The organism is Eudoraea chungangensis, assembly GCF_029360665.1.
Taxonomy (GTDB): domain Bacteria; phylum Bacteroidota; class Bacteroidia; order Flavobacteriales; family Flavobacteriaceae; genus Eudoraea; species Eudoraea chungangensis.
This window is the reverse complement of sequence record NZ_JARDUB010000002.1, coordinates 403,230-421,759: the sequence shown is the minus strand read 5'-3', so window position 1 is coordinate 421,759 and position 18,530 is coordinate 403,230. Positions and strand designations below refer to the sequence as shown.

The following is an 18,530-nucleotide window of genomic DNA, read 5'->3' as shown; positions in this document are numbered from 1 at the left end:
GATAGTGGTATAGGCGAAGTCAAGTAAATGCAAGTTTAAATATGGATTAAACCTCCTTTGTAATAAATCCTATTTGTTGAAAGTCCTTCCAAAAGTTAGGATAAGACTTAGAAACAACTTCGGCATCGTTTATTTTTAAAGGTCTTAGGAGTGCCAATGGAGCAAATGCCATGGCCATTCGATGATCGTTGTAGGTATTAATACTAACCTCTTCCGAATGTATTTTGGAAGCGGCAAGGGTGAGAGAAAAATCTGTGATGCTGACCTTGGCCCCAAGTTTTGTCAGTTCGTTTTCCATGGCCACCAACCTATCTGTCTCCTTTATTTTTAGGGTATGTAAACCTATTAAATTACAGGACATACCTAATCCAAAACAAGTAGCAGCAACTGTTTGAGCCAAATCCGGAGCGTTGGTAAGATCATAGCTAAAAGAGTCCTTTTCTGGGCTCTTTTTTTTGTGAATATATAGAAGGTCGTCTTCAAATACGGTTTCTACACCAAAGAAAGTATATAGTTCCGTTAAAATACTATCACCCTGCAGACTATCTGTTTTATACGACGACAAACAAATGTTACTCCCCACATCGCTCATAGCGATTAAGCTGTAGAAATACGAAGCAGAGCTCCAATCAGATTCTACTGTTATGGTCAGGTCTTTTACACTTTTACAAGGGAGTACTTTGATTGAATTACCGCTAAATTGACTGCTAACTCCTATTTGATCTAAAAGAGCCAATGTCATTTTTATATACGGTACAGAGGTTATCTTTCCAATTAATTCTAATTCCAAACCCCTTTGCAAACTAGGTGCAATTAACAAAAGAGCAGAAATGTACTGACTACTAATATTGGCTGGGAGACTTACTTTTTTCTTGCTTAGGTTTTTTCCAACAATCTTAATAGGTGGAAAACCATCGTTTTCCACATAATCAATTTCAGCACCTAATTGAATTAATGCCTCCACTAAAACCTTAATTGGCCGCTCCTGCATTCGTTTAGACCCGGTAAGAATAATTTCTTTCCCTTCCTGTGAGGCAAAAAATGCCGTTAAAAAACGCATAGCAGTTCCTGCATGATGGATATCAACGGTGCCAGATTCAATTCCTAACCCCTTAGCCATGGCCTCTCCGTCATCAGAAACGGAAAGGTTTTTGAGACTGAGGTTAGGATAAATTGCCTGAAGCAAAAGAAGCCTATTCGTTTCGCTTTTAGAGCCGGTTATATTAAGCTGAGTGTTGAGGTTTTTATTTTTAGGGCCTCTAAGGAGTAAATTCAAAAGTATTGATTTTTAGCAAAAGGTAAAGATACAAACTATTTCAGTTTAGGATTATTTTGATGCCTCTGATGATCTCTTTTCGCTTTTAGGTCCATTTTTTTTTCCAATGCCTGTTGCAAATCAATTCCGGTTTGATTGGCAAGGCACAATACCACAAAAACAACGTCGGCCAATTCTTCTCCTAAATCTTTACTCTTATCAGAATCTTTTTCGCTTTGCTCTCCGTATCGTCTGGCAATTATTCTCGCTACTTCTCCTACTTCCTCAGTAAGTTGCGCCATATTGGTTAATTCATTGAAGTACCGAACCCCATGCTCATTTATCCAATCATCCACCGCCTTTTGTGCATCCTTAATATTCATAATTCTTTATTTTTTGTATCCAAAAGTATGGTAACGGGGCCGTCGTTTAACAAGCTAACTTTCATATCAGCACCAAATACCCCCGCCCCAACTTGTTTTCCTAGGTCTGCTTCTATCTGTTTTAAAAACTGCTCGTATAAAGGTATAGCTAAATCCGGTCTCGCCGCTTTTACATAAGAAGGTCTATTTCCTTTCTTGGTTGCCGCATGCAATGTAAACTGGCTCACTACTAGAGTCTCTCCATTAATATCTAAAAGAGATAAATTCATGACTCCTTCCTTATCATTAAAAATCCTCATGTTTATTATCTTCTTAGAAAGCCATTGAATATCTTCGGAGGTATCGGCATCTTCAATCCCCAATAAAACTAACAAACCTTCCTGTATGGCAGAAACCACTTTATGGTCTATCGTTACAGAACAATGCTGCACTCTTTGTATCACTGCTCTCATTGCTCTTCGTAATTATCAATTCTATAGGTATCTTCATCACCGCTAAGTATTTGCAAATAGCTTTGGTATCTGCTCCAAGAGACTTCATCATTTTCCAAAGCCGCCTTTACCGCACATTTGGGTTCATCTACATGCAAACAATTATTAAACTTACAATTCTCTTTTAAAGCAAAAAATTCAGGAAAATAATCCCCTATTTCATCTTTCTCCATATCCACAACACCAAAACCCTTTATTCCAGGGGTATCTATTATCTTGGCTCCAAAACTAAGATCATACATTTCTGCAAAAGTAGTGGTATGCTGTCCTTGATAGTGCTGGGTAGATATTGCATTCGTTTTAAGCTGAAGTTCTGGCGCAATAGTATTGACTAAGGTAGACTTCCCAACACCAGAATGACCTGAAAAAAAATTGACTTTATCTTTCATAAGATCACTAACCTTTGACACGTTTTTTCCTGTTTTTGCTGAAATACCTATACATTCATAGCCTATTTTTCTATAAATGCCAGCAAGATATTTTATCTCATCTAATTCTTCCGTACTATATATATCTAATTTATTAAAAAGAAGTATTGTCTTAATATCATAGGCTTCACATGTTACCAAAAACCTGTCGATAAAGATGGTGGAAGTTCTAGGATTATTCAAAGTAACAAGAAGAAATACCTGATCTAAATTGGCTGCCAGAATATGAGTTTGTTTAGAAAGATTTACCGATTTTCGGATAATGTAATTCTTTCTTTCCTGTATTTCTGAAATAACGCCAAACGTCTCATCCCCAATAGTTTCAAGCTGAAATATCACATGATCCCCAACAGCAATTGGGTTGGTACTCTTAATGCCCTTTAAACGGAACTTACCTCTTATCCTACATTCATGGGTAGTACCTTCTTCGGTCTTCACAGTATACCAACTGCCAGTAGATTTGTAAACCGTACCCTTCATGCGATCTTATTTGTCTACAAAGAAACAATATTAGTTTTATTCGCAAGAATACCATTAGAAAAATCCCGAACATAAAAACTATGTTCGGGATTAATATTGTATAAATTAAATAGTAGACTAATCCTTGAAGACAATTCTTCCACCTGCCAAGGTGTTTTTATTCACAGTTTTGGGGTTTCCGTAGACGAATACATCTCCTCCTGCCTTTACATTTACATCAACTTGTTCTGTTGCATACAATTCTGCCTCACCTCCGGCAGAAATTTTGATACTGGCGACTTCCGACTTTAGTCCTCGCCCATCAAATACGCCTCCAGTATTAATCACTACAATTTGATTCTTTGCCAAACCAGAAGCTTCAACCACTCCACCGGTTACGGCACGAATATCTACATCTTTCACTTCCATCCCCACAACAATTTTAGCGCCCTCTTGCGTTTTCAAAGTAAGATTGTTCTGTTGGATAAGTTCATTACATACTATTCTGGCACCTTCATTACCATCTATTACAGATAATGAAGTATAATAAACCTCCACAAAAGTATCTTCTCCTTGAAATTTGCTATCGGCATCCATTCGGAGTTTTAAAACCCCATTTTTATTTACAAACTTAACATCGTATACATTATGTCCTTTAACCATAATTTTGTTAACGTCAGACTTGATGAGATTTACTTCAATCAAGTCATAAACTTTAATCTCGCTAAAAGAACCCACATCTTTATTTACTATGTTTTGTGCAAAACTAATAGCGGTAACCAAAACAAAGCAAAGGCTTATAAGATTTTTCATTTTTTTGAATTTTTACATTTAAGAAAAGATAGTCTTTTATCTAATGTGTTACACTTTTCGAATAGTTAAATGAAAATTTAACAAGAATCTTAGCCAGCATTGATTATTTTTTCTTGATGGTTTATAGATTCCTGATGAATAGCCTTAAATAATTTTAGAACAAACTCTTCGCTTAAGCCTTTGGTTTCTCCTTCTAAAATCATTTTTCCAAGGATAGAATTCCACCTATTGGTCTGTAAAACGGCAACATTTCTTTGTTTTTTAAGCTCCCCTATTCCGTCAGAAACTTTCATTCTTTTACCTAAAAAATCTAATAATTGGTTGTCGATAATATCAATCTGTGCTCTTAGATTACTTATTTTCTGATTGTAATCTGCTTCCTCGTCGGTCTCTTTTCTAATTTTTAAGTCTTCCATGATTTGAACTAAATTTTTTGGCGTAACCTGCTGTGCAGCATCGCTCCAAGCATTATCAGGATCGTGATGTGTCTCAATCATTAATCCATCAAAATTCAAATCCAAAGCAGTTTGAGAGACATCAAAAATCATATTCCTATTCCCAGTAATATGGGAAGGGTCGTTAATTAATGGTAAATCTGGAAATTTAGTTTGTAGTTCAATTGCCATCTGCCATTCAGGAATATTTCTGTATTTTGTTTTTTCATAACTAGAAAACCCGCGGTGGATTACCCCTAACTTTTTAATATCCGCAGTGTAAAGTCTTTCAATAGCGCCCAACCAAAGGGATAAGTCTGGATTTACCGGGTTCTTAACTAGAACAACTTTATCGGTGCCTTCCAAAGCATCTGCTATTTCTTGAACAATAAAAGGACTTACTGTAGAACGTGCTCCGATCCACAATAAATCTACGTCATGCTCAAGGGCTAGATCTACATGAGCTCTATTGGCAACCTCTGTTGCAGTTTTTAAGCCCGTTTCGGCCTTAACTTTTTGCAACCATTTAAGGCCGATGGCTCCAACGCCTTCAAAATTACCCGGTCTGGTTCTAGGCTTCCATATACCGGCCCGGTAATAATTTACATCGGTATCTTTTAAATCATGAGCAATTCCTAATACCTGTTCTTCTGTTTCGGCACTACACGGACCTGCAATTACTAAAGGATGAGCCAAGTTCATCTCATCTAACCAAGATCTTAATTCTTTTTTATTTTCCATTCTTATTTCTCTTTACTTTGTTGCGGTATTCCAATTAATATTTCTTTTATTTTATTTGTATTCGCCATTTCTTCAAAAACAGCCTCATAATTATCCTGCACTAGCAAGTCCTTAAAATCTTCTAAATTCTGAATATAAGCCTCTAAAATTTCCACAATATTACTCTTATTTTGTTGAAATATAGGAGTCCACATGGCCGGAGAACTTTTTGCTAGTCTAACGGTACTTTCAAAACCACTACCTGCCATATCAAAAATATCTCTTTCATTCTTTTCCTTCTGAATAACTGTTTTTCCTAACATAAAAGAACTTATGTGCGATAAATGAGAAACATAGGCAATATGCTTATCGTGAGACTCCGGATTCATATAGCGAATTCGCATCCCCATATTTTTAAAAATATCCAAGGCTTTCTCTTGTAGTCTAAAGGCAGTTTTCTCCACTTCACAAATTATGTTTGTCTTCCCTTTATAAAGTTCTAAAATTGCTGCTTCCGGGCCAGAGTATTCTGTACCTGCGATAGGGTGACATGCCAAAAAGTTTCTTCTTTTAGGATGCTGATCTACTGTTTTACATATTTCCAATTTTGTAGAACCAGCATCTATTACCAAGGTTTCCTCGCCTACCTTATCTAAAATTTTTGGAAGGTCTTGGACAATGGCGTTAACCGGAATACAAACAAATACAATGTCGGCCTCCGCCAAATCGGTGTCTGTTGCCAAACCATCCATTAATCCTAATTCAAGAGCTTGTTCTAAATACTCCTTATTAATATCAACTCCTTTAATACTAATATTGGAATACCCTGCTTTTAAGTCTCTTGCAATAGAGCCTCCGATTAGCCCAACACCAACGATTACTACTTTCATTTTTGCTTTACTTAGTTCGCGAAACGTTTTATGGCTTCTTCAATCTTCTCCTCACTAACACAGAGTGAAAACCGTATATATCCTTCGCCATTGGTTCCAAAAATGGTACCAGGGGCAATGAAGATATCCTTCTCTTTCAATATTCTATCAATAAACTGCTCGGAACCTTCCTTCGCTTCGGGTAATTTGGCCCAAACAAACATTCCGGCAGCTTCTTTGTCGTACGAGCACCCCAAAAGATCTGCTAAATGAAACATTTTATTCCTTCTAGACTTATAAAGTTCATTTAGCGAATTATACCAATTCTCCGCACTATTTAATGCGGCAATAGCTCCTTTCTGGATCCCATAAAACATACCTGAATCCATATTGCTTTTTACTTTAAGAATGGCGTTAATATTATCTGCACCTCCTAAAACCATTCCTACACGCCAACCCGCCATATTAAAGGTCTTACTCAATGAATTTAATTCTAAAACAGAATTCTTGGCGGCAGCAATACTTAAAAGGCTTGTTGGATTTTCGCATAAAACAAAGCTATACGGATTATCATTCACCAATAAAATATTATGCTTCTCAGCAAATTCAACCAACTTTCTTAAATCCTTTAAATCTGCCGTAGCGCCTGTTGGCATGTGTGGATAGCTTGTCCACATCAATTTAACTTTTGAAAGGTCTTGTTTTTCCAAGGCAGATAAATCTGGTAACCAGGCATTCGATTCTAATAAGTTGTACTCTCTAATTTTAGCCCCAACTAATTTTGAAACAGAAGTATATGTAGGATATCCCGGATTAGGAATCAAAACCTCGTCCCCTGGGTTTAAGAAGGCAAGACTTATATGCATAATCCCTTCTTTAGATCCCATTAGGGGAAGTACTTCAGCAGCAGCATCCAGACTAACCTCAAACTGTGTTTTATAAAACTCTACTATAGCCTCTCTAAGCTCGGGCAGGCCCTGATAACTCTGATATTGATGTGCTTTAGGGTCGTGCAATGAACTTTTAAGTGCCGAAATAACTTCCTCTGAGGGAGGCAGATCCGGACTTCCAATTCCCATGTTTATTACGGGTTTCCCAGCTTGTACTAAGGCGCGAACCTCTCTCAGCTTTTTTGAGAAATAGTATTCTTCTACCGTTTGCAGTCTTTTTGCCTTTTCTATCATAACCGGGCATTTTTATATTCTCCTAAGACTTTAAAATCTTCTAACATTATAGCCAAAAGCGCCTTCGATTTAGCAAAGTCCTCGTATTTTTCGAAAGTGACATCAACAAAAAAAGCATATTTCCAAGGTGTCTCAATTATGGGTAAAGACTGGATTTTGGTTAAATTCAAATTACAATCGCTCATTACATTTAAAGCGGTAGCCAAACTTCCTCTTTTGTGGTCTGTTATAAATCGGAGAGATGCTTTGTTTATCTCTTCAATGGGCAGTTCTTTATTCTGTGTTTTTACGATTATAAAGCGAGTAGAATTATTGTGAATGGTCTGGATATTATCTTTTACGATTTTAAGATCGTACAAGTTGGCAGCTACTTTAGGGGCAATCGCGGCAACTCCTTTTAAAGAATTCTCATGGATGTTCCTAGCTGTTTCTGCAGTATCCACATCCTCAATCATCTTCATTTGAGATTGGGTTTTTAAAAATTCCCTACACTGTAAAAGAGCCATTGGATGGGATCTCACTTCTTTTAAATCTGAAAGACTCTGTCCTTCCAATGCCATAAGGTGGTGGTGAATATTTAAATAATACTCACCAATTATGTGAAGGTTATTCTCGTAAACTAGGGCATAATTTGGGATAATTGAACCAGCAATTGAATTTTCTATTGCCATTATTCCTTTATCGGCCTTTTTATTCAACAATTCATCCACCAATTTATGAAAAGACAAACATTCCACTAAGTTGATTTCATTTCCAAAATAGTCCAGAGCCACCTGATGATGGTTAGATCCTTTAATTCCCTGTATTGCTATTTTAAGACCCATTCAGTCAATCTATTGCTAAAAAAAAGTCCCGTATTTTACGGGACTTACTTTAATATCTTGTTAGTAACAATCTAAAACAGTCCCCTTACTTCTTTGAAAAAGAAGTAAAAATAAAAGCTGTTCCAAAAATAGTTACGCGTCATTTCAGTATAATTGAATGGCTAAGGTAAATATTAAAATTAAAAAACAAAGACAAACTGTATCTTTTTAAGAATATTCATGATATAAATTAATTCCTTGCATTTTCTTTTTAAAAAGAAGTCGATTTGTGCGGATTCACTATTGCTCTAAAGTCCTTTATTTAAAATAATCTAAAATAAAAATGCTCCTCTTACAGGGATAAACACACAATGTTTATTTTTACAAAAAAATACTTATGTCCTTAAGTGTTCAAAATATTACCAAATATTACGGAGAACAAAAAGCTTTAGATAAGGTTTCCTTTAAGGTTTCCAAAGGAGAAATCGTAGGCTTTCTGGGTCCGAATGGGGCTGGCAAATCTACCATGATGAAAATTCTTACGACTTACCTCCTTGCGGATGATGGTACAGCTGAAGTAAATCAACACGACGTCGTTAAAGATGCTCTGGCCGTTAGAAAGAGTATTGGCTATGTTGCAGAACACAATCCATTGTACAACGAAATGTATGTAAAGGAATATCTAGGCTTTAATGCAAGTCTTTACGGGGTATCAAAAGTTAGAATTTCTGAAGTTATTGATCAGGTAGGTTTAGTGTCCGAAGCGCATAAGGTTATAGGGGCACTTTCCAAGGGATACCAACAAAGAGTAGGCCTGGCTGCGGCTCTGTTACACAACCCAGAAGTATTAATTCTCGATGAACCTACTACCGGCTTAGATCCAAACCAACTCATAGAAATACGCAAACTGATTAAGAGTATAAGTAGTGACAAAACTATTTTATTATCTACACATATAATGAAAGAGGTCGAAGAGATCTGCAATAGAGTAATCATTATCAATAAGGGCGTTCTGGTAGCCGATAAAGTTCTAAAAGATTTAAGGCCAGAGGAAGAGCAAATAATAGAAGTGGAATTTGATTACCGCGTTGAAGAAGCTTTTCTTCAAAAACTACCCTACGTATCTGAGGTCGTAAACCGGTCGGGATTCTTCTATGAAATAACTTTTAAAACCTCAAAAGATATGCGACCGGTAGTATTTGATTTTGCTCATGACAATAAATTAAAGACTCTCCAACTAAACCGAAAAAACAAAAATTTAGAATCTTTGTTTACGGAACTTACGCAAACGAAAAATCTTTAAGAATACCTCTATAGAAATTGATCGATTACAGCGTCTAAGTTCTTCTGGATTTTTGGATCTGTACAATTAATAAGAATAGCTATGACCGTATTTTTATCTGGATAGATAAAGAAGTTAGAATACGCTCCAACGCCATTGCCTTGATGTCCGTAATATTTTCTATTCTTCCTGTCTACGCTGACCTCCCAGCCCAAACCATAGTAGGTTGGATTTCCCTCGATAATTTGTGAAGTGAGGAATTCCCTTAAAATCTCTTCTGATACCAGCGTGGGTTTTAGAATCTCTTGGCCTAATTTTATTAAATCAAAGACAGTAGACAGGTATCCTCCTCCAGCCAATTTATAGGTGTTGTTTACCGGAATAGAATCTACAAAATTAGACCCTTTGGAGGTGTAAAAGTTTACCTGGTCTATATGGCGCCCTTTTGTATCTTCCGGAAAGGTATGAAGCATATTTAGAGGGTGTAAAATCTTCTCCTTTACATACTCAGAAAATGGAAGTCCTGTAACTTCCTCTATGGCCAAGGAAATCATCACCCAACCATAGCTATTATACAAAAAGGAGGTTCCAGGGGCAAATTGTAAGGGATCGTCTTTAAAAAGCGCTAAACCCTCCTTAATACTCAATGGTAAATTTAGTCCATATTCTTTTCCGCGATAAGCTCTGATACCTGCGGTATGAGAAGCCAAATGTCTAATTGTAAAATCGAATTCTTTGAGAGGGAAATAAGACACATAATCATAGAATGATGCATCAAGATCGATTATTCCGTCCTGCACTGCTCTGGCAAGAGCCATTGCGGCAATTGGTTTTGACACGCTGGCTATTCTAAAGAGGCTACGTGTAGGATCAATAAGAAGTTTACTCTCTATATTAGAATAACCGAAGCCTTGCAAGTATTGTTGGCCATTTTCTTGGCTAACACCAATCGCCAGTCCTGGTATTTCACCTTCGTTAATCAAAGAACGCAATAAGCTATCGGCCCGCAAAAGTCACTTTTTAATATAGATTATTAATGATTAATCAAGGTAATACTTTATGAAGTATTACCTTGATTAATCCCTGTATAAGAGCTTTCCCCTATATATTTCTTCTACTTCAACAATTTCTGGTCTAGTAAAACTCACTACATCCCCGGTGCCAGAAATACTTCCCCTAAGCGATGCTTGAGGACTAATAAGCATATCATTACTACCTCTGTGACTAATTACTAATTCTTCCACGGTAAATAATTCCGCTTCTATTCTGGAATCCCCGGCAGCAATTGTAAATTGGGCCTCTTGGGCCCTGCCGCTTATTTTAAAATAAGCAATACCATTAACTACGATAGTTAGATTCTCCATATCCACTTCCATATCGAAAGAGCCGTCGGTAGTTAGATTATCAGGGTCAATGAAACTTTCGGAAATAAGTGTAAGACTTGGAAATCCGAGTATTCCATCGCTTTCAATAGAAAAGCCCGTATTGCTTCTGATCTCTACTAAATGAGGCGTGGTAATATAGAAGGTGGTTAGACCATAAGGCCGTACAAAATTACAACTGTTTGTATCGAAAAGAGAAATTCTGCCATCCGTAACGGAGGCAGTTACATCACTTCGTAGATTTTTACCGGTCTCAACTTCAACTTTTTGCACCGCTCCTTCTCGAACAACTAAACGGATATTTTCATTTACAAGAATCCTGTCAAAGCTATCTACTTCCAATTCTTCTCGTATAATTTCTCCACTAGTTTGAAAACAGTCAGGAGCATTTTCACTATTGCATGCGCTTAATAAGACTAACAAACAGACTTCCAATACCAGGCAGTATGGTTTTAACCGTTTTTTCATTGAATTAATCTTTTCTTCTATTTCTCTCATAATCTTATGCCAATACCAAATTCCACTGCCTCAGCCGCTGCTCCATGAGACTTTAAGGTAATCGCCCCATGAAGGTTTTTCCCAAAATAATACTTGAAACCTACTCTATTATACACTCTTCCCTCAAAATCGAAGGGGTAATAAACATAATATCCCAATTGTGCCAGAATACTTAATTTAGATATATAGAGCTCGTATCCGGCGAACAAACCCACTCTTTTGTAATCCGCATTTTGATCCACTTCTAATTCTGGAAAGGAAATAGACTGATATCTTATAAGTTCTTTCAGGAAATTCGAAAAGAACAGATCTGCTCCTATTTGTATGCCGCTTTTTCTTGAGACTCGTTTATCTGCGTATGCAGACAATATATAAAAAGCGTATTGGCCAGAATTAATTACATCACTTTCGTTAATACCGGTTCTAAAGACAGCATTAAAATGAATTGGTTCCGAGACTTTAAGTTTTTCCGCATTATAAATATAGTTCACCTCTTCTTCCCAATTTAGGTCATAGACTAATCCGGCGTTAAAGGCAAAAGTATTGGTAGAAGTATTTGGTGCTTTTACATTGGCATTTGAATAATGAATCAGAGATATTCCCGCCTTAAGTCCAAGTCCTTTGTAAAATCTGTCCTTTTGAAAATTTAGCATTAAAAAGGTAGAACTCATAATACTGGACCCATAGGCGTTGTTTCTAAAATTTACATTTTTATCATAGGGATTCGTATTATAAGCAATACCCTGTCCTATGCGAAACTGCATATATCGTTTAAAGAAATAGAAATTGTAATGGGCATATATACTATAGTTCTCTCCCAGCGTCTTATTTCGCATATCTTGGTAGATAAAAGAAACCCCTGTATCAGGATAATTATATGCCTGATGCCATTCTTTTTGCCCGTAGTTACGCTTATTAAGACCCAAAATGAATCCTACGGGATGTTCTGTTATTAAATGAGAGATATCTGTATTGTGTAATAGGATAGATCCGTAGAAAGCATTGGCATCTATGGTATACATATTTGATTTTTCCTTTTCCTGAGAAAAACAACAAAATGAATAAAGTAAAGAAACAACAAGGAATTTGTAGTTCATGGGATGCAAAAATAGGAAATTTAAGTGGTAAAAAAAGAAGTGAAATACAGTATATAGGTCTACTAAAAGAGTCCCCGTTTTCCTATTTTACAGGGAAATTTATATGTTTTTTCCGTGGCTAAATTGTTAGAAGACTGCCCGTGCAATGGTCTTAATATTATCAGATTTTCCCATGGAATAATAGTGCAGAACAGGAACACCTGCATCTCGTAACTCCTTAGATTGTGTAATAGCCCATTCTATTCCTACCTGCCGAACTTCTTTGTTCGACTTGCTGGCATCCACAGCTTCTATAAGGTCTTGTGGCAGGTCTATTCTGAATACTTGGGGTAACAATTGAAGGTGCCTTTTAACAGCAATAGGTTTTATTCCGGGTATAATTGGTACTGTGATACCCATAGCTCTCGCAGCTTCGACAAATTCAAAATATTTAGTATTATCAAAGAACATCTGCGTAACTACATAGTGAGCCCCTTCATCAATTTTTTTCTTAAGCCATTTTAAATCCGTTTTTAAGGAAGGGGCTTCCATGTGCTTCTCGGGATAGCCGGCCACACCAATACAAAAGTCGGCACAGTTATCCGTTTCTATTACTTCATGAAGATACTGACCTGAATTTAAGTGATTAATCTGTCTAACTAAATCGGCTGCATATATATGGCCTCCTTTTGAAGGCTCAAAATATTTTTCTTCCTTCATAGCATCCCCTCTCAATGCCATAATATTGTCTATTCCCAAATAATGACAGTCTACCAAAAGATACTCTGTTTCTTCTTTTGTAAAGCCACCACATAAAACATGAGGAATGGTATCCACATCGTATTTGTGCTTAATGGAAGCGCAAATACCAACGGTACCTGGACGCATCCTTGTAAGTTTCTTATCGAGGAGTCCATTTCTATCAATATAGACATATTCCTCTCTTGAAGTGGTAACATCAATGAAAGGAGGACTAAACTCCATCAATGGATCAATATTATCATAAAGTTCCTTAATATTTCGTCCTTTAACTGGAGGTATTATTTCAAAAGAGAAGAGGGTTTTTCCCTGCGCTTTCTTAATATGGTCGGTCACTTTCATTTTCTATTCTATTAATCCTTAGTAAACATTTAATTTCTTAGTCCACATTCTTTTTATCTAGATCTCCTCTCCCAGATTTGGAGCTAACCATCGCTCCGCTTCTTCCTTGGGTATGCCTTTTCTAGATGCATAATCTATGAGTTGGTCCATTTTAATTTTACCCAATCCGAAATATTTTGCTTTTGGGTTTGCAAAGTAATACCCACTTACACTTGCTGCGGGATACATGGCTAAACTTTCCGTTAATTCAACTCCAATTCTTTCCTTTACATTTAACAATGACCAAATAGTGTTTTTTTCGGTATGATCCGGACAAGCTGGATAACCTGGTGCGGGCCTTATACCTCTGTAGTTTTCTTCAATTAATGCCTGATTAGAAAGAGCTTCTTTGGGCGCATAGCCCCAGTGGTTAATTCTAACTTCCTGATGCAGGTATTCCGCGAAAGCTTCTGCCAATCTATCTGCTAACGCTTTTACCATTATAGCATTATAATCGTCTAATTCCTTTTCAAATTGTATCGCTTTCTCCTTAACGCCAAAACCAGTGCTTACACAAAAACAACCTATATAATCTTGAATACCCAAAGTTTTTGGAGCTATAAAATCCGAAAGAGCAATATTGGCCACCCCAGACTTTTTCTTCGTTTGCTGTCTAAGTGTTCTAAATATTTGTGACTCTGTGATATTTTCTTTATCCGGGGCCGCATCATTCTGATAAACCACTTCAATATCGTCTTTGTTTACAGAATTAGCTTTAAAAAGTCCGAATACGGCTTTAGCCGTAAACCACTTTTCTTTGATAATTTTGTCCAATAGAACTTGGGCATCTCCAAACAATTCTGAAGCCTGTTTCCCTACTACGGAGTCTTCCAATATGGCAGGATACTTTCCGTGTAAATCCCAGCTCCTAAAAAATGGAGTCCAATCTATAAAGTCTACTAAAGTATTTAGATTCTGATATTGTATTTCTTGAATTCCGAGCTTATTTGGTTGCTTAATTTGTTCTAGAGACCAGTCTATTTTAAAGTAATTATCTCTCGCCAATTCTATAGTAAGATATTCTTTTTGTTTGCTTCGATTTAAAAACTTTTCTCGGAAATCCTTGTAATCCTCTTTTAGCTTCGCTTTGTAGTCTTTGGCGGTTTCTTTTTGCAAAAGATTTCCTAAAACCGTAACCGCTCTTGACGCGTCATTAACATGCACAACAGAAGCTTTGTACTTCGGATCAATTTTTACTGCCGTATGGGCTTTGCTTGTTGTTGCTCCGCCAATTAATAATGGAATATTAAAACCCTTACGATCCATTTCATTTGCAAGATGAACCATTTCATCTAAAGAGGGAGTTATAAGTCCACTTAACCCAATAACATCAACTTCTTCATCTATTGCCTTCTCTATAATTTTTTCGGGGGGTACCATAACACCAAGGTCAATAATTTCATAATTATTACAGGCAAGAACTACCCCAACGATATTTTTCCCTATATCATGTACATCTCCTTTTACTGTAGCCATTAGAATCTTTCCAGCAGATTCTACGGCATTTCCTTTGTCCTCTTCAATAAAGGGCAGTAAATACGCCACTGCTTTTTTCATAACCCTAGCAGATTTTACTACTTGAGGCAAAAACATCTTGCCACTTCCAAAAAGGTCCCCCACGACGTTCATCCCGTTCATAAGATGGCCCTCAATTACCTCAATAGGTTTATTTACTGAAAGTCTCGCTTCTTCCACATCAGCTAGAATATAGTGGTCAATCCCTTTAACCAGAGCTCTGGTTATTCGCTGCTGTATAGGTTCTTCTCTCCAAGATTCGTCTACTTGTGTATTTTTAGACTTGCCAACCACGGTCTCGGCAAAATCTAGTAACCGCTCGGTTGCATCTTCTCTCCTGTTTAAAATTACGTCTTCAACTTTTTCCAGTAAGTCTTTAGGAATATCGTCATAAACCTCCAACATAGTTGGGTTAACAATTCCCATATTCATACCTGCTTTAATCCCGTGATATAGAAAGACAGAGTGCATAGCTTCACGAACGGTATTATTGCCTCTAAAAGAAAATGAAACATTACTAACTCCACCGCTGACATTCGCATAGGGCAAATTTTCTCTTACCCATTTTGTAGCGGCAAAAAAGTCAGTGGCATTTTCTTTATGTTCCTCCATCCCGGTTGCGACGGGGAAAATATTCAAATCAAAAATGATATCTTCTGGTGGAAATTGTAAGCTGTTCACCAAGATATTATAGGACCTTTTTGCTATGTCTATCCTTCTCTGATAATTGTCTGCCTGTCCAATTTCATCGAATGCCATTATTATCACTGCGGCACCATAGCGTCTAATTAGTTTGGCCTGTCTTAGGAACTCTTCCTCTCCTTCTTTTAGACTTATTGAATTAACAACGCATTTGCCTTGAATTAATCGTAGTGCGGCCTCAATAATTTCCCATTTGGAGCTATCAATCATTATCGGGACCCTGGCAATGTCTGGTTCCGCCATTATTAAATTAACAAAACGAATCATGGCTTCTTTTCCATCAATAAGGCCGTCGTCCATATTGATATCAATTATCTGAGCCCCACCCTCTACCTGATGACGAGCAATATCGAGAGCTTCTTCAAACTTTTCTTCTTTAATAAGACGTAAAAACTTTTTAGACCCTGCCACATTGGTTCTTTCGCCCACGTTAATAAAGTTACTCTCTGGTGTGACCACCAAAGGTTCCAATCCGGAAAGTTTCAGAAACCTTTTAGGATCTGATTCTGACCCTAGCCCGTGATTTAGTGGAGTATTATCCTTTAACACTTTCGCTTTATTATCCATGGCTATAGAAAAAGTGGTTTACTTAGTTGGTATTCTATATTCCTTGGCCTGTAATCTTTTGCAATATTAGCGATAGCTGTAATATGCTCCGGAGTAGAGCCACAACATCCTCCAATAATATTTATGAGGTCTTTATCTAGATACTCCTTTATTTGGTTTGCCATATCCTCCGGACTCTGGTCGTATTCTCCGAAAGCATTTGGTAATCCAGCATTAGGATGCGCCGAAATACCTATATGTGTTTTTCTCGCTATGGTTTCCAAATACGGCACCAACTGTTTGGCACCTAAGGCACAATTAAATCCAATAGACAACAAGGAGATATGATCTATAGATACTAGAAATGCTTCGGCCGTCTGTCCAGATAATGTTCTTCCCGAAGCATCCGTTATAGTTCCACTTACCATAACTGGAGTATTTATATTTCTTTCTTCTTTTACTTCGGCAATGGCAAAGAGGGCTGCCTTTGCATTTAAGGTATCAAATACCGTCTCTACTAATAATATATCTACCCCACCATCTACTAAAGCTTCTACCTGTTCTTTATAGGCCAGGCGAAGCGTTTCAAATGATACGGCTCTAAAACCTGGATCATTAACATCAGGAGACATACTAGCCGTTTTATTGGTTGGCCCAATACTGCCAGCAACAAATCGGGGCTTTCCTGGTTCTTTTGCAGTGAATTCAGATGCAACTTTTTTCGCAATTCTGGCCGATTCAAAGTTCAGTTCGTATACCAAGTCTTCTAAATGGTAGTCTGCCATGGCAATAGAGGTTCCAGAGAAGGTATTCGTTTCTACTATATCCGCACCTGCTGCAAAATACTTCCTATGTACCTCTTCAATAGCTTTTGGTTGGGTTATAGACAGCAGATCATTATTACCTTGTAGAGGATGTTCCCAGTCTTTAAAACGTTCCCCTCTAAAATCGGCTTCCTGAAACTTATAGCGTTGCAACATAGTCCCCATTGCTCCATCTAACACCAATATTCTACTTTTTAACAACTCTTGGATCATGACCTTTCTATTACTTATATCTTAAACTAAATTCCATTAGTTCTATAAAATACGCTTTAAAAATAATGCCCTTGTGGCTCACGATTAATTTTAAAGTTTACTTCAAATAAAAAATATGTAATCAAGAAAGGTAGACTAAAAACTACTGTTTTTAGTTTGTGTTATCTAGCCTTGGTCTAATAAATTAGAAAATTGGTAGAATGTAGCACCTTCTTTAAAGTAAAGGGTTGCTAAGGTTTCAACGGGTCTATTCCCTCCACCTTTCTTGATAACAATAACATTTTATAAATGAACTAGCGCAAAGTAAGGCTACACACCTATGAAATACAAGGAAAATTTGAATTTTTTCATTTTAGAGAAAACTGTTTTCCCCGACCATTATTAAAATTTCCCTGAAGTAGACTAATATTCAAATAAGATTATGCCAGTATACTCTGAATAACTTCCTTTTTTGCTTCCTTTTTTGTTCCATCAAATCCGGTAACACCTCCGACGGTAGTATATTTCATCATATATCTTTTTCCAGGGTTTACAATTTGATACGCACTCTGACACATTACAGCGGCCTCATGAAACCCAGAGAGAATCAACTTCAGTTTTCCAGGATAGGTATTCACATCACCTATGGCATACACCCCTTTTATATTGGTCTGATAATCGTAGGAATTATTTACTTTTATGGCATTTTTTTCAATTTCCAATCCCCATCCGCCTATTGGGCCTAACTTGGGTGACAACCCAAATAATGGAATAAAATAGTCTGTTTCTAAGTAATGTTCCCTCTTATCAGGATCGGTAAATCCGATTCCAACTGCGCTCAATTGATCCTCCCCATATAGGTTCTTTACCTCCGCTTGTGTAAAAAGCTTTATTCTCCCAGCTTTGGCCAATTCTGCAGCCTTTTCAACAGAGTCTAAAGCCCCACGGAATTCATTTCTTCTATGCACTAAAGTAACCTCAGAAGCTACATCGCTCAGGAAAATTGCCCAATCTAAGGCAGAGTCTCCTCCTCCGGCAATCACTACTTTTTTATCTCGATATTGCTCGGGATCTTTTATCATATAAGCCACTCCGTTATCTTCGAACTTGCTAATATTGGATATTAGGGGTTTCCGTGGTTCAAAAGACCCGAGTCCTCCGGCAATTACAACAACTGGTGCATGATGTTTAGTACCTAAATTCGTAGTGACAATAAATGATCCGTCTTCCAGCTTCTCAAGCGTTTCAGCCCTTTCCCCCAGGGTAAACCCAGGTTCAAAAGGTTTTATCTGATCCATCAATTTATCCACTAAATCTCCTGCCAAAATTTCGGGATAGGCCGGAATATCATAAATGGGCTTTTTAGGGTAAATCTCGGAACATTGTCCTCCTGGCATTGGCAAAGCATCAATAAGATGTGCTTTCATTTTTAACAAGCCAGCCTCAAAGACAGTGAATAAACCAGTAGGACCGGCTCCGATTATCAATATATCCGTTTTAATCATTTTATAGCTATTTTTTAAAAGGAAGATCC

Annotated in this window: 17 protein-coding genes and 1 riboswitch; of the genes, 1 reads left to right on the top strand and 16 read right to left on the bottom strand. The window is 37.2% G+C overall.

The annotated features are described in order from the left end of the window. Window positions 1-46: 46 nt before the first annotated feature. From PXG98_RS06460 to PXG98_RS06420, 9 genes are all read right to left on the bottom strand, one after another. The gene (locus PXG98_RS06460) at window positions 47-1,276 is read right to left on the bottom strand and encodes a 3-phosphoshikimate 1-carboxyvinyltransferase (protein WP_276389726.1); all 1,230 of its coding nucleotides are present in this window, start codon (window positions 1,274-1,276) and stop codon (window positions 47-49) included. Between the two features lie 35 nt (window positions 1,277-1,311). Beyond that, entirely contained in the window at window positions 1,312-1,638 is a 327-nt protein-coding gene (locus PXG98_RS06455; protein ID WP_276389724.1) for a nucleotide pyrophosphohydrolase, read from the bottom strand. Further along, complete coding sequence (dtd, locus tag PXG98_RS06450; RefSeq protein WP_276389723.1) at window positions 1,635-2,090, bottom strand: D-aminoacyl-tRNA deacylase; 456 nt, start codon at window positions 2,088-2,090, stop codon at window positions 1,635-1,637. The genes PXG98_RS06455 and dtd overlap by 4 nt, the downstream gene beginning before the upstream one ends. Beyond that, window positions 2,087-3,037, bottom strand: coding sequence for a ribosome small subunit-dependent GTPase A (gene rsgA / locus PXG98_RS06445; RefSeq protein ID WP_276389721.1), 951 nt, complete (start codon window positions 3,035-3,037; stop codon window positions 2,087-2,089). The genes dtd and rsgA overlap by 4 nt, the downstream gene beginning before the upstream one ends. A 117-nt stretch (window positions 3,038-3,154) precedes the next feature. Continuing rightward, window positions 3,155-3,829: a head GIN domain-containing protein gene (locus tag PXG98_RS06440; protein WP_276389720.1), complete on the bottom strand. Its 675-nt coding sequence runs from the start codon at window positions 3,827-3,829 to the stop codon at window positions 3,155-3,157. 89 nt (window positions 3,830-3,918) lie between these two features. Further along, window positions 3,919-5,004: a bifunctional 3-deoxy-7-phosphoheptulonate synthase/chorismate mutase type II gene (locus tag PXG98_RS06435; protein ID WP_276389719.1), complete on the bottom strand. Its 1,086-nt coding sequence runs from the start codon at window positions 5,002-5,004 to the stop codon at window positions 3,919-3,921. A 2-nt stretch (window positions 5,005-5,006) separates the two neighbouring features. Continuing rightward, window positions 5,007-5,873: a prephenate dehydrogenase gene (locus PXG98_RS06430; RefSeq protein WP_276389717.1), complete on the bottom strand. Its 867-nt coding sequence runs from the start codon at window positions 5,871-5,873 to the stop codon at window positions 5,007-5,009. A gap of 11 nt (window positions 5,874-5,884) precedes the next feature. After that, a complete protein-coding gene (locus tag PXG98_RS06425; protein ID WP_276389715.1) occupies window positions 5,885-7,036 on the bottom strand; it encodes a pyridoxal phosphate-dependent aminotransferase in 1,152 nt (383 codons plus the stop codon). Continuing rightward, on the bottom strand, window positions 7,033-7,860 hold the full coding sequence (locus PXG98_RS06420) for a prephenate dehydratase (RefSeq protein ID WP_276389713.1): 828 nt from the start codon (window positions 7,858-7,860) through the stop codon (window positions 7,033-7,035). Before PXG98_RS06420 ends, PXG98_RS06425 begins: the two co-directional genes overlap by 4 nt. 376 nt (window positions 7,861-8,236) lie before the next feature. On the opposite strand from PXG98_RS06420, the gene gldA reads away from it, so the two are divergent. Then, complete coding sequence (gene gldA / locus PXG98_RS06415; protein ID WP_276389711.1) at window positions 8,237-9,142, top strand: gliding motility-associated ABC transporter ATP-binding subunit GldA; 906 nt, start codon at window positions 8,237-8,239, stop codon at window positions 9,140-9,142. Window positions 9,143-9,150: 8 nt separating this feature from the next. Here gldA and PXG98_RS06410 read toward each other — a convergent pair whose 3' ends face one another. From PXG98_RS06410 to PXG98_RS06380, 7 genes are all read right to left on the bottom strand, one after another. After that, a complete protein-coding gene (locus PXG98_RS06410) occupies window positions 9,151-10,131 on the bottom strand; it encodes a serine hydrolase domain-containing protein (RefSeq protein ID WP_276389709.1) in 981 nt (326 codons plus the stop codon). Between the two features lie 66 nt (window positions 10,132-10,197). Continuing rightward, window positions 10,198-10,971 (bottom strand): head GIN domain-containing protein, encoded by a 774-nt coding sequence (locus tag PXG98_RS06405; RefSeq protein WP_276389708.1) that lies wholly within the window; start codon window positions 10,969-10,971, stop codon window positions 10,198-10,200. 26 nt (window positions 10,972-10,997) lie between these two features. Then, window positions 10,998-12,098 (bottom strand): acyloxyacyl hydrolase, encoded by a 1,101-nt coding sequence (locus PXG98_RS06400; RefSeq protein ID WP_276389706.1) that lies wholly within the window; start codon window positions 12,096-12,098, stop codon window positions 10,998-11,000. A gap of 126 nt (window positions 12,099-12,224) precedes the next feature. Then, window positions 12,225-13,178, bottom strand: a complete 954-nt coding sequence (gene metF, locus PXG98_RS06395; RefSeq protein ID WP_276389705.1) for a methylenetetrahydrofolate reductase [NAD(P)H] — start codon at window positions 13,176-13,178, stop codon at window positions 12,225-12,227. Window positions 13,179-13,235: 57 nt separating this feature from the next. Then, window positions 13,236-16,001, bottom strand: a complete 2,766-nt coding sequence (gene metH, locus PXG98_RS06390; protein WP_276389704.1) for a methionine synthase — start codon at window positions 15,999-16,001, stop codon at window positions 13,236-13,238. 2 nt (window positions 16,002-16,003) lie between these two features. Further along, a complete protein-coding gene (locus PXG98_RS06385; protein ID WP_276389703.1) occupies window positions 16,004-17,017 on the bottom strand; it encodes a homocysteine S-methyltransferase family protein in 1,014 nt (337 codons plus the stop codon). Between the two features lie 158 nt (window positions 17,018-17,175). Further along, window positions 17,176-17,292: riboswitch (SAM riboswitch) on the bottom strand. Window positions 17,293-17,436: 144 nt separating this feature from the next. Continuing rightward, window positions 17,437-18,501, bottom strand: coding sequence for an NAD(P)/FAD-dependent oxidoreductase (locus PXG98_RS06380; protein WP_276389702.1), 1,065 nt, complete (start codon window positions 18,499-18,501; stop codon window positions 17,437-17,439). Window positions 18,502-18,530 lie beyond the last annotated feature (29 nt).